Below are 25,984 nucleotides of genomic sequence, written 5' to 3'. Positions count from 1 at the left end.
TCCATTAGATAGCCTTATAGTCCCATTTGTCTCTACCTGTGGCACTGTTAATCCATGTGATAAACGCTTCAAAAGCAACTTGATTGGCCTTAAAAGCGACTAGCGATAACTCTTCCTCTCGATGATGTTCATATCGATAACTCGCTGATAAATTCACAAGTGGCTTATTAAAAGCTTTTCCTAATAAGGCTACATCTGTGTTACTGCCCCTTGCTAAATCATAGTGTTTAGCTAACTGTTCAAAAATCTCTGGAATATGCTGGTAATCATAATGGTAAAAAACCATCTCATGCCAAGACCCTTCATGACTACCTCTATCCACCTGAATAAATAAACACATCTCTTCTAACCAAGACCAATTGTGCTTGTCATCTATCAAGTCCCTTGTGCCAAGGCAACCTAGTTCTTCATCACGGGACAAAAATATAGACCCTAAAACCCCATAACTATCAGCTTTATAAACACTTTGGCACAAAATTGGCACAAAAAATAACTTTTTAAATTAAACTCTGACGAATAAGCTGAAACTCATTATCCCGTTTTTCCTTAAGTAAGTGTCCATAAGTTTTAGTGACCTGCTCAATATTTTTGTGTCCCATAACATTTGACACGACCCATATATCAATACCCTTCGCTAAGAGATAACTAGCATAGCTATGTCTCAAACTTGTCAATGTTAATTGGCTAGGATATATCTTTTCTCGTTTTAAAATTCTCTGCAGACATTGATTAGCTGCATATCTAAGTGGCACTTTATTTTCATAAGTTAAATAAATAAAATTCTCTTCATTTTTTATCGCATATTTATTTAACAATTTATTTTGAGACTCTTTTAGCTGTCTTAACACCTCGATTAACTCATCATCAATAGGTACCTCTCTAACAGAAGTCTCTGTTTTAGGTGGACAAAACCGTCTTTTAGAAGTATCGTAACGTCTGTACGTTTTGATGGTCTTCTTCTCAAAATCAATACAATCCCAAGTCAGCCCTAGATTTTCACCCGCCCTAAGACCTGTTTTTAAAGCCACAAACAAAACATAGTAAGATACAACATATTTATCGCTTATTTTTCGCTTAATAGCCTCTTTCAATCTCATATAATCAGACAGATTCGTTAGTGACTTTTCTGTTGGTTTTTTACCTATTTTCTGACTCGTAATAAGAGCTCCTTGTGTAAAATCATCTATATCTATCTTGTCTCTTCTCGCAAAAGCAATTACTTTTCTAACATCAGAATTAAAACGGCTTATAACGTTTTTGCATTGTTTTTGTCCTAAAGTTGTCAAAACAGATTGATAACGACTATACTTAATCTTTGTTGCTGGTACATCAGACAGATATTCTTTTATCCAACGACCTCGTAACTCATAAAGATATAAAGTATATTCACGCTTATTTTGAGGAACAATTGTCGTTTGATACCACTCTTGCCACAACTCATAAAGAGTCTTTTCGTTAGCTATATCATAGCCTCTAAAGAGTAGCTCATTTCTAGCATTTCCTACTATCTGAGCTTCTTTTTTAGTTTTAAAAGCTCTTGACTCAATTGTTCGTCCCTTTTTATCCTTTACAGAATAATACCATTTACTTCCTCGTTTCCTAAATGATACTGACATGATTATCCTTTCTAAACTAAAAAAGACTAATCAAGGTTTACATGCTTCATTATAGCATACTTGACTAGACTCTCTTAAATATCTCAACAAAATTTTCTTCAAAAAATACTTTTGCTTTGCTTTTTAAAAACAGATACTTATTTCCTTGCTTTTCAGGATAACAAACAAAGCCATCAATGGGGTTTCTATCAATATCTATCTTATCTCTATATTTTGGATTCAAGAGAACCGTTTCTTGAAAATGAGAGCGGCTAATAGACAATTTTTCTAAAATATCGTTCATATCCCACCAAATCTCAGACGCTTTTTGTTTTAGGTCTTCATACTCAACACGATCAATCAAAATCATATCATCTGGTATAGGAATTGATACTGTTGGCAATTGTACACTAATCACTTGTGATTCCATAAGATTTCCTTTCAACATATAAAACGCTTATTCTGTGGTAAACTATAATCATAACCCCGTTTATCTAAATATTCTTCAATAAAATCTATTTCTTCAGGAGATTCAACTATGTTAATTAAATCCCTCAAAAGCTCAATTTCTTCTCTTAAGCTAGCAAAAAAAGCTACTTCTTCTATACTAAGTGATTCTATCTTTTCTTTTGATAAACTCTCCAAACGCTCAAAATCAGATACCGAAAGAGATATTATGTTTTCATCCTTTGTCTCTGATTGGTTTGACACAAATAAACCTAGCAATGCTTTTATTTTTTCAAACATCAATAATTCTCCTAAAAATATTTATTATAAAACAATCTATGATCTAATTAACGATAATGATACAACTCATAATCAAATTAAGGCTGTTAGTCTTAAATTTCAAAAAATCCTATCACTAGAGATAGAACAATTTATCATCCAAAGAATGTTAAATGGTCATTATGCCAATCATTTACAAAATCAAGGCGGACGATACGAGATAATTCCTACATTTCTCAAATGCTATAATTGTCAAAAAGAATTTAAACAAATTCACACAGAAACTAAAATACCTAATTTAAATATAAACCTTTTCCCTGTAGTATGCACCTTATGGAATCACCATCGCCTACCTGAAAATTTAAAAACAATAGGTCAACTAGTTAATAATCCATTTAAAGCAAATCTGAACCATAGAGCCACTTATTTCTATCCTCTAAATGTTACTGTTGTCCAAAACGGAAACCACAGTGGCAATGTTGCCTTATATGAAAGCAATACAAAACTCAAAAATCTTTTTATATCCAGCATAGAACACTGGTATAGTGATATTATATATAAACCTCAAGATAACGCCTTTTATCATATAAATTGCAACTGTAACTTAACCCCTACAGGATTATTTCATGAAAACATAGGTTATCTATACGAACTGTCTAAACTACTCTACGAAAACGACCTTACTTTCGACATCAACGACTTAAGGTAATAACTTTTCTAAATTATCTATAAAATAAGGAATATCATTTTTAGCAAAATTAAACATATCTACAGTCGTTTCAATAGCTCGGCTTTTCTCAATTATCTCATCTACTCTATTTTTGAATTCGTTATTTACATTTTTTTCTAAACTGAAATCAAACGTAAACAACATAAACCAAATCATCTGATGATTCTCGTTCTCTTTTTTACAAAAAGAGATATCTTCTGCCAACTGCTGATCATATACCCTAAAAATAAACTGCCTTGTTTTCTCTAAAGCATATATTACCAATTTAATCATTAACCTTGTTTTAACATCGACCATTTTTAGCCTTTCTACTACAAGTCCTATACTTTTTCAATGTAAAAAACCACATCATTTGTGGTTTTGATTTACTTATCCATGCTATTATCCAGGGCATTTACTATTTTTTCTTTAGCCCTTTTCAAGATATACTTAATCTCTTCGGCTTCACCATAAGCTTCTAATTCAGCTAAACTTCTTTCACAAGAACTAATAGCAGCAATCACATTCTTACCATTGATTTCACTTAATTCCTGATTTTGCTTTTTCAATGCCTTATTTTCTGATTCTAGCACCAAAAGATTATGTTCAATTTCAGCATCTTTCTGTTTTAACTGTGTTTTTAAATCAGAAACTTCCTCATTTAGAAAAGCATTTTTTAAGACAACCTCTTTCATCATATCCATTGTCTCTAAAATTTCTTTAGCTCGTTCAGTATTCTTATAAAGATTTTCACGTGCCATCTCTTCTTTTAATGATTGCTTAACTAAATAATCTGTATCATCTTTGATAGATCTATTTTCTCTTGACAAAATTTTCCTCTCATCAATAACTTTCTGATACAAAACTTCACTCTCCTTTGATAAAACCTCTCTTTCAGAAACCAGTTTTTCAGATAAACTAGCATTACCGCTAGATATTGTTTGCGGTATTGCATCTAAATTTTCTTTTAAAGCCTTATTATCGCTTATCAAATTCTTTATAGAAACTCCAGCACCCAAAAGTGTTCCAATAGCAGCAATAATGCTTCCTAAAGTAACCAAATCCATAATAGAATAATCTCCTAACATTGTTTTCCTCCTTATTTTATCATATGTTTTAAAAAACTAGTATAACTCAACTTTTATTGATTCAATAATCTCATCATAAAACCATTCAATCCTCGAAAGGACATAAGATTGGAATTTTTTAGGAACTTTTCTCATCAACACATCAAATGATTGCAAATTTAAAATATCTAGTATTTCAATATCAAATTGTTTTTGTTGACACAACTTAAACAATTCAATACCAAAATTCTTTACTTCTTCTTGGTATTTCCTATCAAAAACATTATTTATTATTAAATGCTCTAGCTCTAAAATAAATTCAGATAAATTTTCAAACAATTCATCAAAATTTAACATAGTTGCTCCTCTCACCAGCGTTTAAATAAATAACAAAGGCAAGCAAGCCAAAACTAAACCAAGCACAGCCCAGATCAGAAAAAAAGTAATATTCCCTCTTGATAAAGCGTTTGATGCCATTCTTCTAATAATAAACACAATAATAACATATAAAATAATCATATAGTAATCCATAATACTCATTCTTATCTCCTTAAATAAAAAATCCCATCGTCAATGATGGGATCTACTTAATCTTTCTTTTTAAACTTATCCAATAGACTTATAATATTATCTTTAAAAGCAAATACTGCTGCTCCTAAAATCAAAACCAAACCCAAAACTGTTTTATAGGTTTTAGAATCACCAGTTGATGGAAGAACTTCCATTTTCCCTTCTTTGGTCTTGATTGCTACGCTACCATCATCTTGTTTAGTTGCGCCTACTTCTTCAGCGGTTTTCACTTCAACTGTACCTTCAGACGTTTCAACAATCACTTGACTATCTTGTGTGCCAATGACTTTATAACCTGTCTCAGTTACAATAGGCGTTGCGACTGTTTCTGTTGTGACAGGCAAAACTTCTGTTGTTGATGGTGTTGTAGGTGTTTCTACAATAGGTTGGGTTGGTTGTGGTTCAATTGTATCTGTCTGTGTATCTGTTGGATCAGACGATGGTTGGCTAGGTGTTGTCACGTCTACACTAGGTTGGGTTTCATCAACCGATGGCGTTGTAGGTACTTCTACGCTAGGTTCGGTTGATTTATCCGTAACAATACCGCCACCATCTATAATTGTCTCGCCTGTATCAGTACCAATCACTGTTTCATTTGTTGGTGGTGTGCTAGGTTGCTCTTCAATTGTAGGTATTGTCGCTGTATTATCAATAACAACACCTCCTCCATCTGTTGTTAGTCCTGTTGGCGGTTGACTATCTCCTCCAATAACGACATCATCTGCTAAAGCAACTACACCAACACCAGCTAAAGCAACCGTAGAGATTGCTACCATCTTCATCAAATCTTTTTTAGTCATTATTTTTCTCCTATTCATTAGCTATTCCAGTCGGTGAACCGTGTAAACCTGCTAACTCTACTTGTTCTGTACCGACTACATAATTACCAGTTAAACTTAACACTTCATTATCGCGTTTAAGCAACAGTGTAAATTGATAAACATTGCTTGAATTACTTTCATACACTTCCAAGCTCTCTTTATCGTAAACATATCCTATTTTTAACATGCTAACCACCGTTTCTGCATCAACCTTATAAGTGATTGATAAATGATTAGCGTAATTAACCTCTACATTAGAAACATCATCAATAGAATTAAGATAAATCATAATCCCATCAATTGTTTGTTGCACACGTCCATAAGCTTCATCATCTACTATTTTAGTTGACTCTAAGGCATTTTGTGCTTGTTCTATGACTTTTTCTTCAACAGTCATTGATTGACTACTTGATTTATTCGTTTGTTCTGTCTGATTTTCTATACTGTTAGATGTTTTATGATGTTTTGGAAAATACCATAAGCGGAAAATCAATAATATCAATACAATAAAACCAAGAATGATAAACCATTTTTTCTTCATCTCTTATTACCCCAATGTTTTTGCGTTATCTACAACGCTATATCCAGCTTGTGATGGTGAGTAGAAGGTGTAACCATCTGAGTCTGCTGTGACATAGCGATAATTCCACGTATAAGCTCCGAATCCACCATCATCTCCAGAATAGCTACCAAAATTCTGTTCCACAATCAGATAATCTCCGTTTTCAAACACATGAGAGACAACACCAGTATGACCTGCTCCACCAGAACCACCAGTCCCTGGAGCTGATGAAAAGACCGCACCAGCCGATGGCTTATTTTCAACCGAACCACCAAAAGCGGATACCCAATTGCCAACCACTGCTTTACCATCACCCATTCGTTGACTTGGATGGTTGCCGTCTTTTTGCCACAGTGCATACATAAGACTTGCTGATAAGTCAGTGCACTGTCCTCCAGACCACGCGATAACATCCCAACCTTCTTTTAAGCGAAATTGTAGCCCCAGGGACTTGGGATCAATAGCATACTGCTTTAAATCATCAGGTAATTCGTCAGCTTTCCAAGCGTTAAAATTCTTATAATTAACTGAGCCAGTACCATCATCACCCCAAGCACCACCGTTAGAGCTAGATGAGCCACATTTTGAGCTAGATGATGACTCGCTACTAGAAGAGCTATTACTGTCACCGCTAGCAGTAGCTGATGAGCCAAAATTCTCTTTAAATTTAGCTTCATCATAGCTATGACTAGCACCATTGAATAGATCATAGAACTTCTGAGCGTCATCTTGCTTTTGTTGCTGATTGATATGAGCAACAGAGCCACGCTCGTAAGCTTGCCAAACTAACGATGCTTGTTTAACATCCGTCATTTGAGCGAACTGTTCAAAGCTATGATTGCCACCAGTCAGATCCATAGAAGCAACCCAGTCGCCATTTTTAACTTGATTCATAACCCAGCGGTTCATTTGGTCTATATCTTCCCATTTAGGGTCACCAAGTGGGGCGTATTTTGTGTAAGGTGTTATCTGATACGTTCCACCGCCTGCTTCATGCGTATAGTAAGCAAGTCCAACAGGCTTATTACCATAAGCTATAGAATTACTTTCTAGATCGTTTCCATAATGACCTTCGGCACGTCCAAACATGACAAAGCCACCTTCTGAGTTTATCCAACCAGCCATACCATTTGCGGCAGCTCCAGATAAGCCAACGTTTATCCAAGAGTTTACCAGTTTTTCGGCATTCTGATTAGCTTTAGTCCCTTTTTGGAAAGGATCGGTATCAGAGGCAGTGCTAGATACTGTTAATGTTGTAGTGGATACTTCTGATGAACTAACGTCACAAGAACCTCCTGATACACTCACATTAAACAATATCATAATCATAGTCACAAAAAAGATAAGAGGTCCTAACAATACTACTAGAAGCGACACTATTTTAGTCTTAGTCAACTTTTTCATAGTTTGCTACCTCGTTACTTTTTTTACTGTTTTAACCTTAAACTGTTTAGCTTTATTAGCCAATACCATTTTTTGTTTTTTAGTAGCTTTAGGTTTCTGGTTGACCTTATAAGAAGTCTTATTAGATCGTTTTTGTTTTTGAGAATGGTTTGGTTTATGTTTTGGATTTGGTTTTTTTATCTGTTGAGACCTCTCAAAGATTTTTTGAGCTTCTTCACGTGACTTGCCTGTATTGTGTTGAATATCAGATAAAATGTACTCTTTAGAACGACCAGCAATACGATTTTTCCTTTCTTGCTGCTTATACACTTGTTTAGCCGTTAAATCTGTTCCTTTTTTCTTATCCAGAACAGACTGAACAAAAACTTTATTCTTTTCTTGCCTTAATCGCTTATTAGGACTGTGTTCAGCTAGTTTTGTCATGCGTTGTTGCATTCTATTTTGTCGTCTAGCATACAATTCTTTTTTCAACTTAGAGGTATCACGCTTGGTAGCTGCATTTTTCAAACGCTTATCCAATTGAGGATTAGCTTGTTTCTTATTAGCACCCTCTTTAGCCAACATTAAACCTGCATGTCTTAAATTATCAATGCTACTACTAAAGGAAGCTTTAGAGCGTTTTAAAAACGTTTTCCTTGCTTCTGTCTTAGATCTCGCATAACCTTTAGCTACATTATCATTCTCAAAACCACCACCAGCTAACGCATAGCTTAGTTGTCTACCGCGATACATATTTGCTACACCGGATTTAAAGCGAGTGCCTACTTTAGACACAGCACGTCGTCTTAACCCTCTAACTGCATTTCTAGCCAATGCCATTTTTGTCATATCATTAGCTAAACTGTGCCCACCATTACGTCTAGTTCTAACAGCTCCTTTAAATCGTCTTTTAAATCGAGATAATGACCGTCCTTTATTATTGATACGTAAACGATCTGCTGTTACTATTGACATAACCCAATCACGTTTTTTCCACAACATAACCATGACAATCACTTCTAAAAATACCGTCAATAAATAATTGCCTACAAAAACCGATTGAATAGTTAATTCTACGATGTTCCAAAGATACAAAAGCCCTATCGTAAAAAAGCTCATAAAACCTGATAAGGCTATCAGTGTTCCCACTTTTTTACCAAAATTCGTTAGAACAATCTGCATGGTTGGTATAAGAGCAATCACAGCCACAAACGGCGATAGGAAAAAGAGAAGGGCTAACATGATGCGATACACAAAATCTACAATAGCTAGAGCATCAATAATAATACCTAATACAACTGTTTTTGTGATAGAACCAAACGCATAGGAAAACTTAGTTCCCCAGGCGTTTGACAAATTTTTTACTAACGGCTTATCCCCATCATAGACAAATTGTTGGATGGCAACTTCCTTACCTTCCTTATCCTTTAGCTTAAAGTTCTTGTCGTCAGCATCATAGCCCAATAATAATCGCAGATTTTCTTCGCTCACATTCAAGCTTATATTGTGCTTTTCATCCACATACAGAGGATTATCTGATACTTTATCCGCATTCATAAAGACATAAGGCTTCCAGATAGACTCCATAAAATAAGCATCTAAAACTGTTGCACTGCTATCTCCACCATAAGCTGAAGAACCATATACACCATTAAAGCTGGATAGCTGGTTAGCTACATTTGTAACAGCACTAGAGACGTTATTATATGTCCGTGCTAAATAGTAATCACCGTTAGGTGCTTTAGTAAAAAAGGCTGTTGTGATACCAAACACCACAAATAACTTTACCAAAGAAGTAAAAAAACCAGCTCGTCCCTTGATATACATAACCCAAGCATAAGAAACAAACAAACCTCCCAAGAAGATAATGATATCTCCTGACACTAAACTCTTATAGACATCTCCTGATATATTGATCACCTCAATAATCTGATCATCTAACTTACCTGTTTTACTGATAGACTCATAGACTGTTGCTGTCATTGAGAAAAAAAGTTTATTAATCCAAAAAACACCTTGCACCATCGAATTAAAGAGATAATTGGTCTCAGACGAAAAACCAAAAAAATCATTAGGAAAGTAAACTTTTGATGTGAAACGATCTAAGTCGTTTTTAAAGTTTTCATATGTTAATTTTTCGTTATATAATTTCTTTGCTTTATCTTCTTCAGCTAGATCTTTAAGTGTTTTGGTGCCTGATGGAAGAAGGGATTCTGTGATTTGGGAATTATCAATGGCGGATTCCTTTTTCGCTGGAGTATCTTCTGTACTATCTTTTTCCTTGACAACCGTCTCTTTCTTTTCTATCTTGCCTGTTCGAAAGCCATTTGAACTATCTTTAGATAGCTGATAGGTATTTAGCTCACTAGCAGAAGGAGAGCTTTTTTCATCCGCTAAACTACTTGTTGTTCCTAACAAACTTATTGATAACAATGTTGTTACGAGTATCTTTTTAGAGTTCATCGCGCCTCCTTCTATGCTTTAGTTGCTTTCATAGAACTTTGAACAGTATTAAAGAGTTTTGTCACTTCTGGGAACATACCATCAACCGTTATACGCTCTTTTCGTCCATAAGTATCATAGAAGATACATTGTCCCATCGTCATATTCCCTATCCAACTCTTCGTTTCATCGTTGATAGGAAGTTTAAGATAGGTCAAAACATCTTCAATCTCAGTTTCTTCTAAAAAGGCAAAAACAGTACCAAATCCAGTTGAGTCATCTTCACTTTCTAGGTCGTGAACAGATTGTGTTCCTAACAAAAGAAAGTTATTATAAGAGCGACCAATACGTTTCATCTCCATAATAACCTCACGTCCTGCTGGTGTCGCATTAAACATCCAACATTCATCAAAAACAGACATGGTTTCAACAGTACGATCTCGCTCTCCAAAACGTTTGCAAAAATAACCTAATCCATATAAGACAACTAAAGATTTTTTCTGAGAGCGTGTGAGATCTGCTTTTGACTCAGACTTAGGAAGATCTAATCCCGAAATCTCTAAAATCGTTATTTTATTGGTTAAGCTAATAGCTTCATTTTGTCCATCTGAAAAACAAAGAGACAAAATCGAATTTTGAGATTTACGCCATAAGTTATATCCTGCATCGGCTACTACTTTTGAGCTTGATTGTTGCATGTCCTCAAAAACATGTAACATACCGACTTTTTCACCTTTTTGACGACGTTTCAAAACCTTTTCGATACTTGTTAAATAAGCTGTTTCAATCTCATCGGTATTATCTTTTAGGACTGAATCAATCATCGAATCTGCAAGATCAATCGCTTCTTGACCTTCTAAAAAAACAATTGGATCAAGTGTTCCGTGATTTTGTTTGTTTTTAGGATCAAGCGTTACATAATGAATACTCTTGATATAATCTTGCAACTCAGGAAAGCTATTCTTACGTTCTAATTCTTTTAAAATACGATGATACTGCTCTCTTACCTCACGCTTCGGGTCAATATAGAGACATTGCATTTTTAGAAGGCTATGATAGAGAAAAAGTAATTTAATTAAATAAGATTTACCAGAACCTGTTTCACCAATAACAGCTGAATGTGGGTTATTGGTTGTTTTCCCTTCGATACCTTGTTTATTGGCTTGTAAGAGATTGACATAAACTGGACTAGAGCTAGCTTCAATAGCTGCTTTATAGTCTCCTCGCCAAGAAGCTGTTTGATAGTCTATCCGACCTATTGGGAAACCTATATCTGTACCAACTTTTCGTGTCATAAAAAACAAATTTTCACAAAATGCTTCTAAAGTCATTGATTGAATAAAATTTTTATCTCCTTTAGTCAATACTTCTCCATAGCGATTTTTATAAAAAAGATAGGGTTGATCTGCATTTGCTCTCACTAAAGAGATACCCATTTCACTAAACACTGAAAATAAAATATCAATTTTAGACTTTAAAATATCTATCGTTTCCCCAGTTACAAAAAGAGTATGCATATAAGAGACTAACGGTATATCTTCATCTACTTTTTCCTTTAAATCTTCTAACAAAAAGCTAGAGCGAACAACTTGTGTATTTTGCGCATCATCAGCTTCAGCTGCTTCATTCATAGTGTTCTTTAAACGCCTTCTAGAGCGTTTAGCTTTATTTGGCAGTGAAAAAACACCTACTGGCGTTGAAAACTGTACCTTATAACGAGATTCCACTGGAAAATTTAAACGGTCAATTTCCTCTTGCAAATGTAAATAAGAGACATTCTCAGGAAGTCTATCAATCGGTAGTGCCGCTTGATAAATAGTTTCATCCATATTTGAGAATTTCATAATATTAACATGCTCAAATTCGATATTAACCTCGTCAACATTTTCAATATTGTTTTTAACAAGAAGAACTTCTTTGTCTTTATTCACTATCATTCCACGTAAAAATTGCAAACGTTGGATAAATAGATGTTCTTCAGTAGATACACGTTTAACATTAAGTATATCTAATTTCCCTTTAAGTATTTTCTCCTGATTTTCATACTTTTTATGCCAATCAAGAGGTACTTGTTCGCCTAAACCAAAAATAGATAAAGTTGAATTACGTAATGTTCTATAACCTTCTGAGACAACTGATTTTAAATCAACAGATACATGAATTGATTTCAAGGGAGCAATAATATAATAACGATACTCATAAATCGTACCTAACGACTCATATAATTTATCAACCATGCCATTTAATAAATACTCTGCCAAAGAAGCTGAACCATCTTCCCAATCAATATCTTGAGCTATTTTATTAAATAAGGGAATAATATCTTGGTCTATAGGCACTCGTGCAATTTCAAAATCATGATACTGCCTTAAATTACTAAGAGCAGAAAAACCTGTTTCCTTAAAATTTTCTTTTCCTTTAAAATCAGGAGAATTGATAACTTTAGGAGGGACATGATAGACTGCAAATACAGAACCATCTTTTAAGAGCATTAAATTATCTTTAATATCCCAAAGCGTATTTAACATCTGTTTGTCTCTCTTATTAACAACATTATTTAATAACACGTTTTCTCCTTTCTTTTGGCTTTTGATACACTTGACCTTTATTGATATAGATTGATTTTTCACTCATACCATACTTGATATAAAAAACAAGATAATCTTTCAAATAAAACACAAAAGCTTTGCCATCCACAACCACATCTGATAACTGCCCTCCAAGATAAATGCCTGCTCCAAGACTTAAAACTCCTCTTAAGCCCCAGGGAAGAAAAAAGACCAAAAAATCTAACAGATACCACGTCAAAACAGCAACTACAAATCCATAAATAAAAAAAGATAGCTTAACTGCTGATGAAAGCGAAAAGCTATCTGTTAAACGTTGGATCCAATAAGGTTGCGACAAGGCTTGCTTATAACTATATAGCTCCTTATCAGGACGATCCATATTTACCCTCCGTTAAAAACCTTAGCTATAATAGAACTTAACGTTTTCATAACCGACTCAGGATTTGTCGAATAGTAGTAAGCAAAAGCACCTATCGCTAACTGCGTAATCGCTTTACCCCACGCACCATCATTAGCACCTTTGATAAAACCCCAAGCACAGTAAGCAATAACAATCCAAACTCCGATATTATCAAAAAACCAAGTCCACAATGTACTTAAACTCATTAGTTAGAATCCTCCGTATTTTTAGCATAATCAACTGGAATAGTATGTTTTAAATTGCTCACATAATAATCACCCCTTTTACGAACCAATTTAAGCGTAAAATTTTCACTATACTTATTGCCAGCAATATCAAATTTAACTTGCACATAAGCAATGGTACTTGAAGTATTTTTAACATAATAAACAAAATCAATACCTTCAAACATAACACCATTTACTGTTTTGATGTCATCTGAAATTAAATTAAGATTTTTTTGACTGGTCGTATAATTTGTAAAGAACAACTCTAGAAAATCATCTAACTCTTTCTTTTCAGATTGAGATAAATTATCAGTAGCTGTTAAACTTAACTTCTCATTCTTATTTACGCCACTAGCCTTTAAATCACTTACCGCTTCAATCCAAGGTAATCCTGACACATAAAATCCACCATTCTTTTCTCCAAAAGGGATTGAAAAACGAATAGTAATCGTGTTAGATAATTCATCACCAGTAGCATAAACAACTTGATAGGTTGCTACATTATTTTTGATAGTTTGTAACAAAGCTCCTACTAACTGACTAGGCTTTTTATCCTCAGCTGATACTTGCGTATCTGGAACATTATCGTAATAACTTTCTACTTTTTCCTGTTGTCCTTTTTGTTCAGAGGGATCATCCGAATAAGTAAAATAATCTTGCACAAAATTATCTAAAAACTGTTGTAGTCGATAATCCACATTCGTTTTACCAAATGTAACGCTCGATAAGTCTTGTGTTGTTGTTTTGCTTGTATTATTTAATACATTAGTTGTAATAGCTGTACCAGTGAGTAACAAGAATGCTGCAGCTCCACCTATAAAATAAGCATTCATCTTACGTTGACTAACCACTTTCATTTCCTGCTTTTCTTTAGGTTTGGAGCGTTTTAAAAAATTCATCTGTTTCTTTAAAATAATAATTCACCTCCTTTCAATTTAATGCTCAGAATAGTAAAAGCCTTTGTCTGTCTTTAGGATACGAGATTGGCTTATAAGCGAGCGTGCGACGTTAGCTAAGCTTTTCTCGACACAAAACATCGTGATGACCGTTTCTTTATTTAAACGGTTGAAAATCTCAAACATAGCATCTTCTTCGCTTTTTGAGATAAATTCCCAGTATACGTGAAAAAGCTCAAGTGGCTTTCTATGGGATTGTAGCCAATATTTAACAATGTCATCGTCACCTTCATAGACTTCTACTATTAATTTCTTTAACATGTACGCGACCTGCAAATTCATCTGCGTATCAACGCCCCAATCCGAAAAACCATAAACAAAAAAAGTATCATCTTTGATACCTCTTTCACTCATACGCTCACGAACTTGTTCTTCTGAGAATTTCATCAGATCCAACTCACACAATTCATAACTACTTGTCTCATTACGAATCCGAATAATAGCAATCATAGATACACCTCCGCAAAAATAAAAAGCCTTATCAGGCTTTAATTGTATTACAAGTACTTTGATAAATACTCATTCTTTTGTGTTAATTTGAGTTGATTTCTTCATAGACCCTTTACAAATATCAAAGACGATGCGTTCTTTTTCACGATAATAATGTAGAGTAAAATCTTTAGTATTATCGTAAATTTTAACTCTATCAACAACTTTAGAGATTTTCTTAAGATTCTTAAGTGATTGGACATAACGTTTTCGAATTAAATCTGAATCCACACCATGACCACCCTTTTTAACTCTATCACTCACACGATTAATAGCTGTCTCTGGACTATCTAACTTAATGTAAAGAAGAGTGACCTCATAACCTTTAGCATGAGCCTTATTAATCAGATTGAGAAATGGCTTTCCTGCACCTGATAGAGTCGTTTCCTGATGAATAGATTCCTCATTATCAAGAGATTGTTTAAGGTCTTTCACAACAGCTTTCATAGCCTTCATGCTATCTGAAAGATTACGCCAATTTCCACCATTTTCACGAAGCCATTCATCCGCATTGATTCGTCTAGTGCCTTTAAAAAGTCCTGGATTAATTTCGTACAAAGTGCTTTTTCCAGCACCGTTAACACCAGCAACGATAATGTATTGTGGTTTCATAAACTATCTTATAAACTCTGTGCGATTGATAACTTCACGTTGACGTTCCTGAAGACACAAATTATAAAGCTCCAAATAAAGAGCTTTTTCTTTATCATCTTTAGCATTGACAAATTGATCAAACAAAGTTTCAGGATCAACTCTTTTTAGGGTTTCTTTCAGGTGATTAAAATCTTCCATCATATCGTGTTCCTCACTTTCTGAGTAACTCTATTATACCATACTCAAGCAAATAACATCTAGTCTACAATGTCAACATTTTCTGTATGAACAATAGCAAGCAATTCTTACTTAAGATAGTAGAAAACAGCAATTACATTCAACTAAATTTTTTTCAGCTGGATAACGTTATTAAATCGCTCTTCATCACTAATCGTTTTTTTGTATTTATCAAAAAATTGTGGTTTCACTGATAACAAATACGCTAAGAAACGACTATCAACCTTTAAAGTACTAGATAAACTCTCTAATGTCAAGACATTTAACAAAATTGTGTTTAACATACTTCTTACTTTAGAAGGCCTTCTTACTACTATCTCATCATCGAGTATCTCAGAAATCCTATAACCATTTTTATTGATTAATCTATAAAAATAACCATGTTGCGACGGAGTAAGCAAACCCAACTTAAAGGCACGATATTCCAGTGCTTGTATAGAAACAGTATATTTCCGTTTTAAATCAATATAATTATCAGGATTACTTACCCGTTTTCCAACAAGATTAATCATATCTTGAACAAAGATTTCTCTTGGCAATAAAAGGTAAGAAGCAAAGTTATTGGCTTCTGATTCTTTCTCTAAAAATTCATCTCTAGATAAGACGCTAAAATCAACATTCCTGTGTAAGAGAAGATGTCCCAATTCGTGAGCTAAATCAAAATTTCGTCTCACAGCAGTCTTTCCAGTTCCCAAAATAATAAATGGTCTATTCCTATTAGACCATATACTATATGCATCTTCATTGTTAGCCATTTTTCTCTCAAAAATATAAATACCCGATTTTTCCAATTGATAGAGAAGGTCACTATTGTCATCAGAGATACCTAGAAACTCTTTAGTAAATAACGCCAATTCTTCTAGATTATTCTTGTCTAATTCTTTTTGAGAAATAAGGTTTACTAGATCTATAATTTTTTGATTGGGAATCGTTACTATGCTTTCAAGAAATACAATAAGAGAATCCAATACGTTTAGATAAGTTTCTTGTATATCTGTGGCTTTTCGTGTATTTTCTGCCTCATTTCTGAAAGCTACTGATGTCATGTCAAAATTTGATTTGGGGCTTACTTGCGAAAAATAATCTGAACGTACTCCAAACAAATTAGTCATTTTAAGTCTAACTGACGTTTTAGGAGAAGTTTCATTTTTTTCAAATTGCCAAACCGCTTGCTCAGTTATATCTAATTTGTCCGCCAACTCCTTTCTTGTCATACCATATAAAAGACGTAATTGTTTTAATATATCACCGTTAAACACGAGTGAATCCCCCTTTACGTTTTAATTTTTCACTTACTTTTCCTCGTCTCAATCACTCCTCCGCCAAAGTTTTCCATGTCTTCATCACCTTCTTCAGGAGAAACATTATTAATGGGAGCTTGATTATCATCACTATTAAATTGACTTGTTTGGATGTATCCTGATAAATCTTGTACCAACCGCAGATCATTTGAGACTGGATTAGGGAAAGTCAATTCAATACTTACTACCTCTTTGCCAGATGTTTTATAGGTCAGAACAAAAAAGAAAACAATATCTTTATAAGGAGCTTCATTTGGAATTAACAAGATTTCAGAATTTCTTTCTTCTTCAAACAGAGGAACTGGAATCTCAAATAAACCCTCAATCGGCTCTTCGCTTTGACAAATTGTTTGTTGATTAGTTTCCAAATAATTTTCAAAATATTTTTTATCCTCATTCTCAGAAAAACTTTTATTACTATTAGACTTAGGAAAAACTCTTTTTAACGCCTGATCAGACTTAACTATAAATAAAGCTCGACCATAAGCTGTTTCACAAATATACTCACCGTAGTCCCAATTATGTCCAGCTTTTTCAATACTATAACTCTTTATAGCGCTGAGTTTTTGATCTTTAAAGGCTTTGATAAGATGACTATCAATCTTATTTCCTCGCCCATTTTTGGCAGCAGAATAAATCGGCTCTACTTTTTCTTTTTCTTCCATTTCTTTACAAAACTCTTTATTTCCTTTAAGAATGATATTAACTAATTGCTGACACTGCTCTTCAGAAAAAATATTTGGTTTAATCATTTAACCACCTCGAAATACAATTTCCTTCATTATAACATATTTCAAAAGAAAATTACAAATATGGGATTGAAAATTAAAGTTTATTACTACAAAGAGGTTTTATTTTCAATTTCATACTCTTCTAAATAGGAAAATATCTGTCTAGAACATACTATACCGTCTCTATTGCAATTCCATTGAAAATTTCATCAGATCCAACTCACACAATTCATAACTATTTGTCTCATTACAAATCCGAATAATAGCAATCATGGATATACCTCCTAATTTTAAAACGTGATAAAATAATCATAATCAACAGAATATGGAGCGGATATAAATGAGTCATTTTTATTTTTTAGTTCTAAACGAAATAAAGCAACACATATCACCTAGATGGTTAATATTTTGTGAAGTTATTAAAAAAAGTTTATTGCTTATATTATTTATAATGATTCTCCTCTTTTCAATAAGTCGCAGATCAACCAACGACGAAACATATTTACTCAACTCTGTAATATTATTATCCATGATTTGGTTTATCATTAGACAGATTACCCTACACATTAGAAAAGAAGTCTTCAAACCAACGTTATCAATCAAAAATAAATTCCAAGATTCAGATAGAAATAAATTGATAACCGAAATAGAGAATGCTATACAAAAATCTATAGAATTCACGAAATGGAGTTGTGGTATTTTAGCAACTGTAGTCATATTATTAGGAAATGCAATAATTAACATCTATCTTAAATATCTTGATGTTTCCTCTAAACAATTCAATCAACATATGGAATACCCAGAATTTTTCAACAACGAAAACTTAGTGGCTTATATATTGCTTATTTTAACAATTCTAGGTTTTATTCTACTATATTATTTTATAATACAACTATTTTATGCAGAAAGAAAAATTGTACTGCAAATTCTTATAAACAGTTCCTACAAAAACCAAACTTTACCTTTAAAAACTATTTCAATAAAAGATTATTTGTATAAATAATTAACGATCCCCAAATAACCAATCATAAAAAACCACTCCTCCTATCGCCCCTAACACTACAGAAAAAGGGAAAGCAACAGCATTAAAAAAAGGTGTGACTATACAAAACCGATAAGCACAAAAACTAAAAAACGCAGATACAATTAAAATAATAACTATTTTCTTCATAAAACAACACCACAGATAGCCACTAAACAAAATAATCGTATATTATTTCTAAAATAAGCATAACGGGGAATGTTACACCTAGATATAAGATAATAATATTAAGTGCTAACTTGGGAATATCCTCATCATTTTCAGGTCTTATTTTAATGTTTATTCTTAACAAAATCTCATAGATTCTCTTAGAATAAAATGGACTAGTTACCAACAAACAAAACAACACAAACAGCCAAATATTAAAAATCATTAAACCTCCTCTATCACTACTTCATTAGAGCTTAAACTGATACGATCATCATGCTCTATCACTGTTTCAACGAACAATAATATCCAGCTTAACCCACATAGATAACTCTTTAAAATATCGTTTATCAAGGTAAATAGACATCTAGCATTAGTTTAACTATAAAAGCAAGTGCTACTAAATGAACAAAACTTACAAAATGTAAATCTAGCAACCACCGTCTTTTAAGACTTAAATGCTCAAAATTGGATGACCCAAAAACAAGCGACTTATACGTTTCTTTCTCTACCTCATCTTTTTTTAAATATAGCTTTAAAAAAATAAGGTTGGAATCTACATAAAGTAAAAATATAAAAAAATAAAACAACAATTCAACTATCATGTAATTAAATCTCTTCTATCACTACTCCGTTAGAACTTAAGCTTATACACGATCGTCATGCTCTATCACTGTTTCAACATAATCCTCGATAGAATCATAGAATTGTAGATAGGTTAATCTATCTACTAAATCATTTCCGTATCATTCAAAAGCGACTTTAAATTGTTTTTCAGTGATATTTTCCAAAAACAAAAAGAGAGGAATTATCCTCTCTTGACTCAAGTTAAAACATGCCACTCATCACGAACACGACCGAGCAGATAGCAACTATCAGATAATCGATCAACAATCATCTCGTAATTCTTTTCGATATAATCTTCTAGCTTATCGTCAGCAGCTAACTGTTCAAACTCTTCTCTTGATAAGAGTTTTGTTTCGCCAACCAAAACATCACGATTAGATAAGCAATAATAGCTGTTTACATAAACATTGTCTGGGTTTGCGCCATAGCCACTGCTCATGTCAATTTCAGCACCATCGAAGTAATCATCGAGCGCATCTATAATCTTTTGTGGTAACTCAAGAAAGTTTTTTCCAATATGTGTTCCATAACATACATCAGAATAACTACTATATTGTACTGTTACTGTCATAACTACCCCCATTTTTCCAAATGTGCTTCAATAAAATTTACAAAAGCAAGAATCATACCATGAATATCAGAATCCTTTACTAAATATTCTTCCGACAATTGACTATCAGCAAGCTCGATAACATTATACTCACTATTATAATAATCATAAGACAAATAAAATCTGTGACTAAATCCAGCATACCCTAACCGAAAAGGAACGTAAAAACGACCACCATATCGTTTAATGATACAGTCAAGTAAACCAGTAGCTCCTCCTTCATAATAACTGGGAATATGCTCTAAAATGCCATTATAAACCATATCGCCAATCTTTGACATATAAGCAGGGGTCGTCTGATAAATAATTTTTTCTTTCAATTCATCGTTAGTCATTAAAACCTCCATCTATAATAAAAAAGCAACTAGCTTAATACTAGTTGCTTTAACTTATTATCGAAAATCAGCCAACTTACCACCAATTGCAGACATTGCTTTATGCGCTTTGTTAACCACATTGTTTTGGTAATAATATGATTTCAGATGCGTTTTCAACATATCGAGCATGTAAGGTGGTAATGTCAAACCTTCAGTATTTTTCAACAAACTATGTAACTCTCCAGCTTTTGTCCAAGCTTCATCATATTTATGACTTGTCAATAAGTCTGATAGCTCCTGAGTTACAAACAACAACTTTTTATCCGCTTCTGTACGTTCCATTACACTTCTCCTATACTATCTAAAAAAATAAACTAAACAACAACTTGCTTATCTGTTGGATCGCGACAACGATATGCTCTCATAACATTCCCCTGATTATTTAAATCAACCTTGAGTGCAACTTTTTGTTTTCATAATTCTTTAAGTTTTTTTAAAAACAATCACTATAAACACTCCCCTAAAGCTATCACTCTATTTTGTAAACTATGTTCATCAATCATCTTTAATAGAAGTTCTTTTCGCTCATTTTGTTCCTGCATTAAAATTCCCAAAATCAATAATCGTCTCTTACTTCCTGCTAAACACAACAAGCTATCTTTAGGGTATTTACGTCTTAAATTTTGTTCAGTAACTAACGCTGTCATCGGTTTTTGATATTTCACTTCATCTATCAACTCATTCAAATACATCTGATAACCCCTAAAATGTCTTGTTTGTAATTCTGGATAATAAAATACACGATCTGGCAACATATAGATAATAGATTCAACTGCCCTGGTAACATCTTTTGCTGATAATATTTTATCAACTACCTTTGTAATATTTTGGCTATTCATTATCTTACTCAATTGGAACTTTCTCTAACACTTCTATTTCATCAGCTATATAGAAAACACGAAGCCCTTCTGCTCTTCTAGGCTGGATGCTAGACACTTTTATATTTTTAAAAGTCACCACCACTTGCTCATTCTTGACAATATCATCATTTGTAATATCACGATTATAAGTATCAACCCTAACGGTTAACATCTTTCGTCTAAAACGACCATCTAGCGCTTTAACATCGTAATAATGTCCTAACATTTCACCAGATTCACGATTAACATTATCTCTAACCTCTTCTAACGAAAAACGTGTCCCAACATCTGTCAAATCAAAATCAGCAACCACCACATATCTACTCATATAACTACCTCACAATGTCCTGTCCGATAAAGTATCTCAGCTGTCATCCTAACGCTCCTTCTCATCTGCGATACCTTATAACATTTCAACTCATCTAACAATCCTTGTCTCTGCCTCATACGACCTTTCTTAGTCAAATAGCGCTTAGCTCTAGCTTCATCTTTTTCCTTTCTCTTTTTCATATAATCAAGCACTTGACGATTATCTACTTTTGGTTCACCATTATAAAGCAAGCCCCAATGGTCAATCAGTTCAGCTATATCCTCAAATTTTCTAAACTGTAAATAATATTCTTCAAAATATCTTGGTAAATCCCTAACAAAAACACCTTCTATGTTATCCAAATCTCTTAGCAAGCTCTAACACCTCCTCGTAATCTTCGCCGTACTTCTCAGCCATAATACGTGCCGTCCTCTCCTGCTTAGCATTAAATTCTGCTTCTTCGACTATTTCGCCTAGCAAGTTACGTTCTCTTAAAACACTCTCAAAATTAACCATCAACATAGCTCCACCGCCAGCTCTTGCAAGCCACTTCTTACTTCTAGAGTAGTCATAGCGTTTAGGTTTTGTGACGAATTTATAACCGCCATAAAGGCCAACCAATTCTTGCCATTTCAGATCTAACTTATCATCCCAATCATAGACCTCAAAATACTTAATCAATATCTTGCAACCAATTTCAAGCAAGTCAGTTCCCATCACGTATTCTTGGATCACTTGATAAGCTTTAACGCCATGTAGCTCAATTTCATAACGGTTTTTAAAACCTTCGACCTCGCGAATATAATCCGCAGGTACTTTCTTAACAATGGCTTGCTCATAATCTTTTTGATAGAAGCGAATAAAAACATCCGATTGACGACTGCCGATATTAATGGTTAAACCATTATTTAAAAAACGACCTTTGACTCTTTGCAAGCCTTCTACAAAACCAATCTTACCAACCGTATTTACTTTGATTTTTTTAGCTATAATACGTGCCTTAAAATCATGTAACTCAATATTGCCTTCTGGTTTATAAAGTTCATCTAAAGCAATATCACAACGTGTGAAAGCTAGAAAATCATCAATTTCCATATGCTCTCGATATTCTTCCGCAAAATTAAAGACGTCTTGTAGAAACATCCACCACTCACGTTTTTGTTGCAACAAAATTGATTCAAATTCACGACAACCGATACCAGTAAATTCAATCAATGTTCCTTCTTCTGTTTTTAGCGGATCGTGATGAAACAAAACCCGGATATTGCCATAGGTTAACATATCCTCATAGCCGTAAAATGTTTTATCATTATCCGTAAACGCACTGATTTTCATTTTTAACACTTTTTTGATGACCGCTTTATAATCTAGTGTTTTAAATCTGATTTTCAACCAGTCAATACCACCTTCGAACGAATGACCTGAACGTCTTGCTAAAACATTGTATAAGCGAACAACCACCTCTTTAGGAATATTTCGTTTACCTTGTTCATATTTTTTATAAGTATCTAATTTAAGTTCTAACAAACTAGCCATCTGCTTTTGGTTAAACTCAATATCTCTGCGCATTTGCTTTAGCTCTGTATTTGATATTGTTTTTTCTAACTTTTTACTCATTTTAGTTAAAAATCTCCTTCTGTCTCTTTTAAAAGCTACCTAGATTCGGCTAGGGGAGCGGAGTTGACTGTTTGTCCCCTTGATTACCCCCCTATTAGTATTAGGGGGGTAAGCTTATATCCTCTACCATAGAAAATAAACGGGACGGCGTGCGGCAGGACGGCGTGCTTCGCTTATGCTCGCACTTGTCCCTTGCACTTGTCCCTATTTTCCATGATAGAGGGCATAACGCCCTATAAAAATAGAGTAATTAAACGCCAAAATACTCCTTTACCAGCTCAGACCAGGTTCCCTCAAAAGTCTCTTTACGATCAACTAACGAGGTAAACATCACTAAATCATCTTCGCTAAACACATAACGTCCCTTATCGTCCTTATCAAACGTTACTTCTGTTAAATCTAGAATAGTCGTTGTTACTTTTCTAACAACAGCAGGAGAGACTTTTAGCTTCTTAGCTAGATCAGCGGTGCTATAGGTTTTAAAGTCTTCTTCTAAAGGTGTATCATCTTGTTCTATAACCTCTTTGGTCTCTTCTGTCTTTTTCTCCTCCTCTTTATCTGATGGAAATTGATACTGTATAGACGGATCTTCAGGCAACACTGGCATCTTCATAAACTCGTCAAGGAAAGAGTAGCCATCTTCAAATGGGACATATGGTGAGAAGAACTCTTGCGCTATCTCTCCACCATTTGCGATATACCCTCTTCCACGAACTTTTTTACCGTTGATTTTATCTATCTTCTTAAATACTTTAGACCTATTAGCATCACCATACATCATAAAATATCCTTGTTCTTCCAAGTGTCCTACTGATAAACGTTTCATAAAGTTATCGCGTATAGACGTTTTGATATACTCTCCGTCAGGTCTTTGTAAAGCCAGAATCATAATAACCCCAGCTTGCCGACCCTTTAAGACAATTTGAGTTAACATCTCAATAACGGTTGATTCTTCACCGAATTTTAACGTTGATATAAAGGCTGCCCATTCATCAGCAATCAAGAAAATAGGACGTAAACCATAGTCAGAATAACGTTTACCAGCAGCGTAATCTTTATGATTAGTCATATAAAGATAACGTCTGTTCATCTCTTCTACTGTGTCTTCAATACACTTCATCATATCTTCTTTTTCAAAGAAAACTTGCTTATTGAAAACAGGGGCATCTTTTAAACCGACAAAATCGGATTTTTTAGGATCAAGAATTTTTACTGTTCCTACTTCGGCAAGACCTTTAATAATAGACATCAAGGTTACCGTTTTACCGCCACCAGTACCCCCAGAAACAAGAAGATGCGGCTGTTCGTCGTAATTCCAATAAACGCTATCCATTAAGCGTAAGCCATTGCTATCTACTTTTACATCACCAACATTGATACGACCTCTTATTTGATCTAGGATAATCGTATAGGTTACAAAACCCTTCTCAAATGTTTTTGCCATAAAGTCACCATCAAACATAGTTTCAAGCATACCACCCATATTAAGGAATCTGTCTTGAAATTTATTACCTTGTAAAATAAAGGTAAGATCTAGACCGTAGGTGTCACGCTTTAGATAGACTTTCGGAAACTTTATCTTTTCCTTGCCATTAGCTGGCTTTTTAGTGTAGTAAAATCCATTTTCGTACAAATAATTACTAGCAATCCTTAAATTATCTAAACGTCCAAAAAAGAGGACTTTTTCATACAAAAAACGGTTTAATTGATAACAAGCAATCCCTGGGATAACTAAACACAAAACAGAGATAATCCCATAAATGTAAGGACTATCCGTTGCTTTTGTGTAATTCAAATAATGACCAAATCCATTTATCACCAAAAAAGGAAAATAAAAGAGTAAAAAGGTTATTAACTTAATGTGACGATAATATTTTCTAACACGCCAACCTCTATAAGTCCATAACTTCATCAATCATTACCCTTTTTTATCCTGATTATCTTGTTTAGGTTGAGCAGGCGCAGTTGTTCCATTGGCTAATTTAAAATCGTTAGCACGAATTTTTGTACCGACTGTCGACACAGTACGCTCTTGACCTCCTACAGTGCGACGTTCACGACGTTCCCACAAGCGAGCTGATAAACCTTCAAACACAATAGGTTCACGATAAGCCTTTTCTTCATCAATCTCTACACCTTTGGCTGTTGCTGGAACTGTAATGTAAATGCCACCATTAACAACAGAAGATAAGCAATAAATATCATATTCACTGATAACATCAGTCGGACGAGTGCGTTTTTCACCTGTCTCTTCGTTAACATAATCTTCAAACTCATAAACTGGACGTACTTCTAAGAAGAGAAGTTCTCCCAACGTTTTTTTAATATCAAAATTTGAAATTGCTTCAGTTGCTCCTAATTTAATTGCCATAATTATCTATCTCCTTATTTTTTAACTTTTAGACCATCAACTAAAAATACTGGTTCAGAATAGCGTTTACCTGCATGTGTAAATGTGCGATGCACAATTGAAAAACCATCTGTCTTTTCAATTTGAGCGGTTGTCTTAACGCTATCAGCGTTTCTAGGGTTATCACAAATCACAAATGCCGAGCGCTCTTTGACAGAATCTAGCTGAAAAATACGATAAGCTGGTGAGTACTGCGTAGCAGGGACATCTTCCATTCCACTAACAAACGCTTTTGTACCTAACACCTCTTTTTGATCTAAATAAATACGTGTAATTTCCATAACAAAAATATTCCTCTCTTTACATAAAACAAAAGAGCCTTTTTAAGACTTGCTCAGGTCATCTTTCAGACTGTCTTATCGGTTTACTATCTGAAAAAGCAGTTTTATAACTTACTCAGGTTAAAGATATGTTGATTCTTCTTCAAATCTCGATAATTGACTAGATAAGCGCATTGCAGCATATACAGTCAATGTTAAGATTATCAAAATCACAACAACAATAATCGCTAACATAAATTCTCCTTCAAAAGACTTATCCGCCCTCTAAAGACAGCAGACACACATATATATTCATTTTAAAACTAGGAGGTCGAATATCTGCT

At 33.9% G+C, this 25,984-nt stretch carries 34 protein-coding genes; 1 reads left to right on the top strand and 33 read right to left on the bottom strand.

Features of this window, described 5'->3' with window-relative positions; genetic code table 11:
- Positions 1–4: 4 nt before the first annotated feature.
- The 4 genes from ACLN19_RS05805 to ACLN19_RS05790 form a co-directional block, all read right to left on the bottom strand.
- A complete protein-coding gene (locus tag ACLN19_RS05805; protein WP_413384245.1) occupies positions 5–340 on the bottom strand; it encodes a hypothetical protein in 336 nt (111 codons plus the stop codon).
- Positions 341–497: 157 nt separating this feature from the next.
- The gene (locus tag ACLN19_RS05800; RefSeq protein ID WP_413384243.1) at positions 498–1,616 is read right to left on the bottom strand and encodes a tyrosine-type recombinase/integrase; all 1,119 of its coding nucleotides are present in this window, start codon (positions 1,614–1,616) and stop codon (positions 498–500) included.
- A gap of 64 nt (positions 1,617–1,680) precedes the next feature.
- On the bottom strand, positions 1,681–2,025 hold the full coding sequence (locus tag ACLN19_RS05795; protein WP_413384241.1) for a DUF771 domain-containing protein: 345 nt from the start codon (positions 2,023–2,025) through the stop codon (positions 1,681–1,683).
- Between the two features lie 11 nt (positions 2,026–2,036).
- Positions 2,037–2,342, bottom strand: coding sequence for a hypothetical protein (locus tag ACLN19_RS05790; RefSeq protein ID WP_413384316.1), 306 nt, complete (start codon positions 2,340–2,342; stop codon positions 2,037–2,039).
- Here ACLN19_RS05790 and ACLN19_RS05785 point away from each other — a divergent pair.
- On the top strand, positions 2,272–3,030 hold the full coding sequence (locus ACLN19_RS05785) for a DUF6710 family protein (RefSeq protein WP_413384312.1): 759 nt from the start codon (positions 2,272–2,274) through the stop codon (positions 3,028–3,030). The genes ACLN19_RS05790 and ACLN19_RS05785 overlap by 71 nt on opposite strands.
- Here ACLN19_RS05785 and ACLN19_RS05780 read toward each other — a convergent pair.
- The 29 genes from ACLN19_RS05780 to ACLN19_RS05640 all read right to left on the bottom strand — a co-directional run bounded on the left by ACLN19_RS05780 (position 3,022) and on the right by ACLN19_RS05640 (position 25,661).
- The gene (locus tag ACLN19_RS05780) at positions 3,022–3,348 is read right to left on the bottom strand and encodes a hypothetical protein (RefSeq protein WP_413384239.1); all 327 of its coding nucleotides are present in this window, start codon (positions 3,346–3,348) and stop codon (positions 3,022–3,024) included. The genes ACLN19_RS05785 and ACLN19_RS05780 overlap by 9 nt on opposite strands.
- A 68-nt stretch (positions 3,349–3,416) precedes the next feature.
- Positions 3,417–4,118, bottom strand: a complete 702-nt coding sequence (locus ACLN19_RS05775; RefSeq protein ID WP_413384237.1) for a hypothetical protein — start codon at positions 4,116–4,118, stop codon at positions 3,417–3,419.
- 36 nt (positions 4,119–4,154) lie between these two features.
- A complete protein-coding gene (locus ACLN19_RS05770; protein WP_413384235.1) occupies positions 4,155–4,454 on the bottom strand; it encodes a hypothetical protein in 300 nt (99 codons plus the stop codon).
- A 21-nt stretch (positions 4,455–4,475) separates the two neighbouring features.
- Positions 4,476–4,637 (bottom strand): hypothetical protein, encoded by a 162-nt coding sequence (locus ACLN19_RS05765; protein ID WP_413384233.1) that lies wholly within the window; start codon positions 4,635–4,637, stop codon positions 4,476–4,478.
- A 47-nt stretch (positions 4,638–4,684) separates the two neighbouring features.
- On the bottom strand, positions 4,685–5,467 hold the full coding sequence (locus tag ACLN19_RS05760) for an LPXTG cell wall anchor domain-containing protein (protein ID WP_413384231.1): 783 nt from the start codon (positions 5,465–5,467) through the stop codon (positions 4,685–4,687).
- 10 nt (positions 5,468–5,477) lie between these two features.
- Positions 5,478–6,029 carry a hypothetical protein gene (locus tag ACLN19_RS05755; protein ID WP_413384229.1) on the bottom strand — a complete coding sequence of 184 codons (552 nt, stop codon included), beginning with the start codon at positions 6,027–6,029 and terminating at the stop codon, positions 5,478–5,480.
- Positions 6,030–6,035: 6 nt separating this feature from the next.
- The gene (locus ACLN19_RS05750; protein WP_413384227.1) at positions 6,036–7,454 is read right to left on the bottom strand and encodes a phage tail tip lysozyme; all 1,419 of its coding nucleotides are present in this window, start codon (positions 7,452–7,454) and stop codon (positions 6,036–6,038) included.
- 6 nt (positions 7,455–7,460) lie between these two features.
- Positions 7,461–9,896 carry a hypothetical protein gene (locus ACLN19_RS05745; RefSeq protein ID WP_413384225.1) on the bottom strand — a complete coding sequence of 812 codons (2,436 nt, stop codon included), beginning with the start codon at positions 9,894–9,896 and terminating at the stop codon, positions 7,461–7,463.
- An 11-nt stretch (positions 9,897–9,907) separates the two neighbouring features.
- Positions 9,908–12,403 (bottom strand): ATP-binding protein, encoded by a 2,496-nt coding sequence (locus ACLN19_RS05740; protein WP_413384310.1) that lies wholly within the window; start codon positions 12,401–12,403, stop codon positions 9,908–9,910.
- Positions 12,404–12,428: 25 nt separating this feature from the next.
- Positions 12,429–12,824 (bottom strand): TcpE family conjugal transfer membrane protein, encoded by a 396-nt coding sequence (locus ACLN19_RS05735; protein ID WP_413384223.1) that lies wholly within the window; start codon positions 12,822–12,824, stop codon positions 12,429–12,431.
- A gap of 2 nt (positions 12,825–12,826) precedes the next feature.
- Positions 12,827–13,051, bottom strand: a complete 225-nt coding sequence (locus ACLN19_RS05730) for a TcpD family membrane protein (RefSeq protein ID WP_413384221.1) — start codon at positions 13,049–13,051, stop codon at positions 12,827–12,829.
- The gene (locus tag ACLN19_RS05725) at positions 13,051–13,971 is read right to left on the bottom strand and encodes a conjugal transfer protein (protein WP_413384219.1); all 921 of its coding nucleotides are present in this window, start codon (positions 13,969–13,971) and stop codon (positions 13,051–13,053) included. Before ACLN19_RS05725 ends, ACLN19_RS05730 begins: the two co-directional genes overlap by 1 nt.
- A gap of 36 nt (positions 13,972–14,007) precedes the next feature.
- Positions 14,008–14,478 (bottom strand): hypothetical protein, encoded by a 471-nt coding sequence (locus ACLN19_RS05720; protein ID WP_413384217.1) that lies wholly within the window; start codon positions 14,476–14,478, stop codon positions 14,008–14,010.
- Positions 14,479–14,547: 69 nt separating this feature from the next.
- Entirely contained in the window at positions 14,548–15,129 is a 582-nt protein-coding gene (locus tag ACLN19_RS05715; RefSeq protein WP_413384215.1) for an ATPase, read from the bottom strand.
- A gap of 3 nt (positions 15,130–15,132) precedes the next feature.
- Positions 15,133–15,312 (bottom strand): hypothetical protein, encoded by a 180-nt coding sequence (locus tag ACLN19_RS05710; RefSeq protein ID WP_413384213.1) that lies wholly within the window; start codon positions 15,310–15,312, stop codon positions 15,133–15,135.
- A gap of 140 nt (positions 15,313–15,452) precedes the next feature.
- On the bottom strand, positions 15,453–16,607 hold the full coding sequence (locus ACLN19_RS05705; protein ID WP_413384211.1) for a spr1629 family repressor/antitoxin: 1,155 nt from the start codon (positions 16,605–16,607) through the stop codon (positions 15,453–15,455).
- A 29-nt stretch (positions 16,608–16,636) separates the two neighbouring features.
- Entirely contained in the window at positions 16,637–17,401 is a 765-nt protein-coding gene (locus ACLN19_RS05700; RefSeq protein WP_413384209.1) for a spr1630 family ClpXP-sensitive toxin, read from the bottom strand.
- Between the two features lie 982 nt (positions 17,402–18,383).
- Positions 18,384–18,551, bottom strand: a complete 168-nt coding sequence (locus tag ACLN19_RS05695) for a hypothetical protein (protein ID WP_413384207.1) — start codon at positions 18,549–18,551, stop codon at positions 18,384–18,386.
- A gap of 22 nt (positions 18,552–18,573) precedes the next feature.
- Positions 18,574–18,795 carry a hypothetical protein gene (locus ACLN19_RS05690; RefSeq protein ID WP_413384205.1) on the bottom strand — a complete coding sequence of 74 codons (222 nt, stop codon included), beginning with the start codon at positions 18,793–18,795 and terminating at the stop codon, positions 18,574–18,576.
- A gap of 597 nt (positions 18,796–19,392) precedes the next feature.
- Positions 19,393–19,767 carry a hypothetical protein gene (locus tag ACLN19_RS05685; RefSeq protein ID WP_413384203.1) on the bottom strand — a complete coding sequence of 125 codons (375 nt, stop codon included), beginning with the start codon at positions 19,765–19,767 and terminating at the stop codon, positions 19,393–19,395.
- Positions 19,768–19,769: 2 nt separating this feature from the next.
- Positions 19,770–20,141 (bottom strand): hypothetical protein, encoded by a 372-nt coding sequence (locus tag ACLN19_RS05680; protein ID WP_413384201.1) that lies wholly within the window; start codon positions 20,139–20,141, stop codon positions 19,770–19,772.
- A 57-nt stretch (positions 20,142–20,198) separates the two neighbouring features.
- Complete coding sequence (locus ACLN19_RS05675; RefSeq protein ID WP_413384199.1) at positions 20,199–20,465, bottom strand: hypothetical protein; 267 nt, start codon at positions 20,463–20,465, stop codon at positions 20,199–20,201.
- 164 nt (positions 20,466–20,629) lie between these two features.
- On the bottom strand, positions 20,630–21,022 hold the full coding sequence (locus ACLN19_RS05670) for a hypothetical protein (RefSeq protein WP_413384197.1): 393 nt from the start codon (positions 21,020–21,022) through the stop codon (positions 20,630–20,632).
- Positions 21,023–21,026: 4 nt separating this feature from the next.
- Positions 21,027–21,371 carry a hypothetical protein gene (locus ACLN19_RS05665; protein WP_413384196.1) on the bottom strand — a complete coding sequence of 115 codons (345 nt, stop codon included), beginning with the start codon at positions 21,369–21,371 and terminating at the stop codon, positions 21,027–21,029.
- Positions 21,368–21,715 (bottom strand): hypothetical protein, encoded by a 348-nt coding sequence (locus ACLN19_RS05660; RefSeq protein WP_413384194.1) that lies wholly within the window; start codon positions 21,713–21,715, stop codon positions 21,368–21,370. Before ACLN19_RS05660 ends, ACLN19_RS05665 begins: the two co-directional genes overlap by 4 nt.
- Positions 21,708–22,970, bottom strand: coding sequence for a replication initiation factor domain-containing protein (locus tag ACLN19_RS05655; RefSeq protein WP_413384192.1), 1,263 nt, complete (start codon positions 22,968–22,970; stop codon positions 21,708–21,710). Before ACLN19_RS05655 ends, ACLN19_RS05660 begins: the two co-directional genes overlap by 8 nt.
- 250 nt (positions 22,971–23,220) lie before the next feature.
- Complete coding sequence (locus tag ACLN19_RS05650; RefSeq protein WP_413384190.1) at positions 23,221–24,882, bottom strand: FtsK/SpoIIIE domain-containing protein; 1,662 nt, start codon at positions 24,880–24,882, stop codon at positions 23,221–23,223.
- Between the two features lie 6 nt (positions 24,883–24,888).
- Positions 24,889–25,341, bottom strand: coding sequence for a hypothetical protein (locus ACLN19_RS05645; RefSeq protein WP_413384188.1), 453 nt, complete (start codon positions 25,339–25,341; stop codon positions 24,889–24,891).
- 14 nt (positions 25,342–25,355) lie between these two features.
- Complete coding sequence (locus ACLN19_RS05640; RefSeq protein ID WP_413384186.1) at positions 25,356–25,661, bottom strand: PH domain-containing protein; 306 nt, start codon at positions 25,659–25,661, stop codon at positions 25,356–25,358.
- Positions 25,662–25,984 lie beyond the last annotated feature (323 nt).

Origin of the sequence: Streptococcus lishijunsis (assembly GCF_047290665.1) — a bacterium.
GTDB lineage: Bacteria > Bacillota > Bacilli > Lactobacillales > Streptococcaceae > Streptococcus.
This window is presented reverse-complemented; position numbering and strand designations above follow the sequence as displayed.

Bases quoted from the DNA above. Each gene is read 5' to 3' on its own strand.
- ACLN19_RS05805 (WP_413384245.1), bottom strand. From the start codon at position 340: ATGTGTTTATTTATTCAGGTGGATAGAGGTAGTCATGAAGGGTCTTGG.
- ACLN19_RS05800 (WP_413384243.1), bottom strand. From the start codon at position 1,616: ATGTCAGTATCATTTAGGAAACGAGGAAGTAAATGGTATTATTCTGTA.
- ACLN19_RS05795 (WP_413384241.1), bottom strand. From the start codon at position 2,025: ATGGAATCACAAGTGATTAGTGTACAATTGCCAACAGTATCAATTCCT.
- ACLN19_RS05785 (WP_413384312.1), top strand. From the start codon at position 2,272: ATGTTTTCATCCTTTGTCTCTGATTGGTTTGACACAAATAAACCTAGC.
- ACLN19_RS05790 (WP_413384316.1), bottom strand. From the start codon at position 2,342: ATGTTTGAAAAAATAAAAGCATTGCTAGGTTTATTTGTGTCAAACCAA.
- ACLN19_RS05780 (WP_413384239.1), bottom strand. From the start codon at position 3,348: ATGGTCGATGTTAAAACAAGGTTAATGATTAAATTGGTAATATATGCT.
- ACLN19_RS05775 (WP_413384237.1), bottom strand. From the start codon at position 4,118: ATGTTAGGAGATTATTCTATTATGGATTTGGTTACTTTAGGAAGCATT.
- ACLN19_RS05770 (WP_413384235.1), bottom strand. From the start codon at position 4,454: ATGTTAAATTTTGATGAATTGTTTGAAAATTTATCTGAATTTATTTTA.
- ACLN19_RS05765 (WP_413384233.1), bottom strand. From the start codon at position 4,637: ATGAGTATTATGGATTACTATATGATTATTTTATATGTTATTATTGTG.
- ACLN19_RS05760 (WP_413384231.1), bottom strand. From the start codon at position 5,467: ATGACTAAAAAAGATTTGATGAAGATGGTAGCAATCTCTACGGTTGCT.
- ACLN19_RS05755 (WP_413384229.1), bottom strand. From the start codon at position 6,029: ATGAAGAAAAAATGGTTTATCATTCTTGGTTTTATTGTATTGATATTA.
- ACLN19_RS05750 (WP_413384227.1), bottom strand. From the start codon at position 7,454: ATGAAAAAGTTGACTAAGACTAAAATAGTGTCGCTTCTAGTAGTATTG.
- ACLN19_RS05745 (WP_413384225.1), bottom strand. From the start codon at position 9,896: ATGAACTCTAAAAAGATACTCGTAACAACATTGTTATCAATAAGTTTG.
- ACLN19_RS05740 (WP_413384310.1), bottom strand. From the start codon at position 12,403: ATGTTAAATACGCTTTGGGATATTAAAGATAATTTAATGCTCTTAAAA.
- ACLN19_RS05735 (WP_413384223.1), bottom strand. From the start codon at position 12,824: ATGGATCGTCCTGATAAGGAGCTATATAGTTATAAGCAAGCCTTGTCG.
- ACLN19_RS05730 (WP_413384221.1), bottom strand. From the start codon at position 13,051: ATGAGTTTAAGTACATTGTGGACTTGGTTTTTTGATAATATCGGAGTT.
- ACLN19_RS05725 (WP_413384219.1), bottom strand. From the start codon at position 13,971: ATGAATTTTTTAAAACGCTCCAAACCTAAAGAAAAGCAGGAAATGAAA.
- ACLN19_RS05720 (WP_413384217.1), bottom strand. From the start codon at position 14,478: ATGATTGCTATTATTCGGATTCGTAATGAGACAAGTAGTTATGAATTG.
- ACLN19_RS05715 (WP_413384215.1), bottom strand. From the start codon at position 15,129: ATGAAACCACAATACATTATCGTTGCTGGTGTTAACGGTGCTGGAAAA.
- ACLN19_RS05710 (WP_413384213.1), bottom strand. From the start codon at position 15,312: ATGATGGAAGATTTTAATCACCTGAAAGAAACCCTAAAAAGAGTTGAT.
- ACLN19_RS05700 (WP_413384209.1), bottom strand. From the start codon at position 17,401: ATGATTAAACCAAATATTTTTTCTGAAGAGCAGTGTCAGCAATTAGTT.
- ACLN19_RS05695 (WP_413384207.1), bottom strand. From the start codon at position 18,551: ATGAAGAAAATAGTTATTATTTTAATTGTATCTGCGTTTTTTAGTTTT.
- ACLN19_RS05690 (WP_413384205.1), bottom strand. From the start codon at position 18,795: ATGATTTTTAATATTTGGCTGTTTGTGTTGTTTTGTTTGTTGGTAACT.
- ACLN19_RS05685 (WP_413384203.1), bottom strand. From the start codon at position 19,767: ATGACAGTAACAGTACAATATAGTAGTTATTCTGATGTATGTTATGGA.
- ACLN19_RS05680 (WP_413384201.1), bottom strand. From the start codon at position 20,141: ATGACTAACGATGAATTGAAAGAAAAAATTATTTATCAGACGACCCCT.
- ACLN19_RS05675 (WP_413384199.1), bottom strand. From the start codon at position 20,465: ATGGAACGTACAGAAGCGGATAAAAAGTTGTTGTTTGTAACTCAGGAG.
- ACLN19_RS05670 (WP_413384197.1), bottom strand. From the start codon at position 21,022: ATGAATAGCCAAAATATTACAAAGGTAGTTGATAAAATATTATCAGCA.
- ACLN19_RS05665 (WP_413384196.1), bottom strand. From the start codon at position 21,371: ATGAGTAGATATGTGGTGGTTGCTGATTTTGATTTGACAGATGTTGGG.
- ACLN19_RS05655 (WP_413384192.1), bottom strand. From the start codon at position 22,970: ATGAGTAAAAAGTTAGAAAAAACAATATCAAATACAGAGCTAAAGCAA.
- ACLN19_RS05650 (WP_413384190.1), bottom strand. From the start codon at position 24,882: ATGAAGTTATGGACTTATAGAGGTTGGCGTGTTAGAAAATATTATCGT.
- ACLN19_RS05645 (WP_413384188.1), bottom strand. From the start codon at position 25,341: ATGGCAATTAAATTAGGAGCAACTGAAGCAATTTCAAATTTTGATATT.
- ACLN19_RS05640 (WP_413384186.1), bottom strand. From the start codon at position 25,661: ATGGAAATTACACGTATTTATTTAGATCAAAAAGAGGTGTTAGGTACA.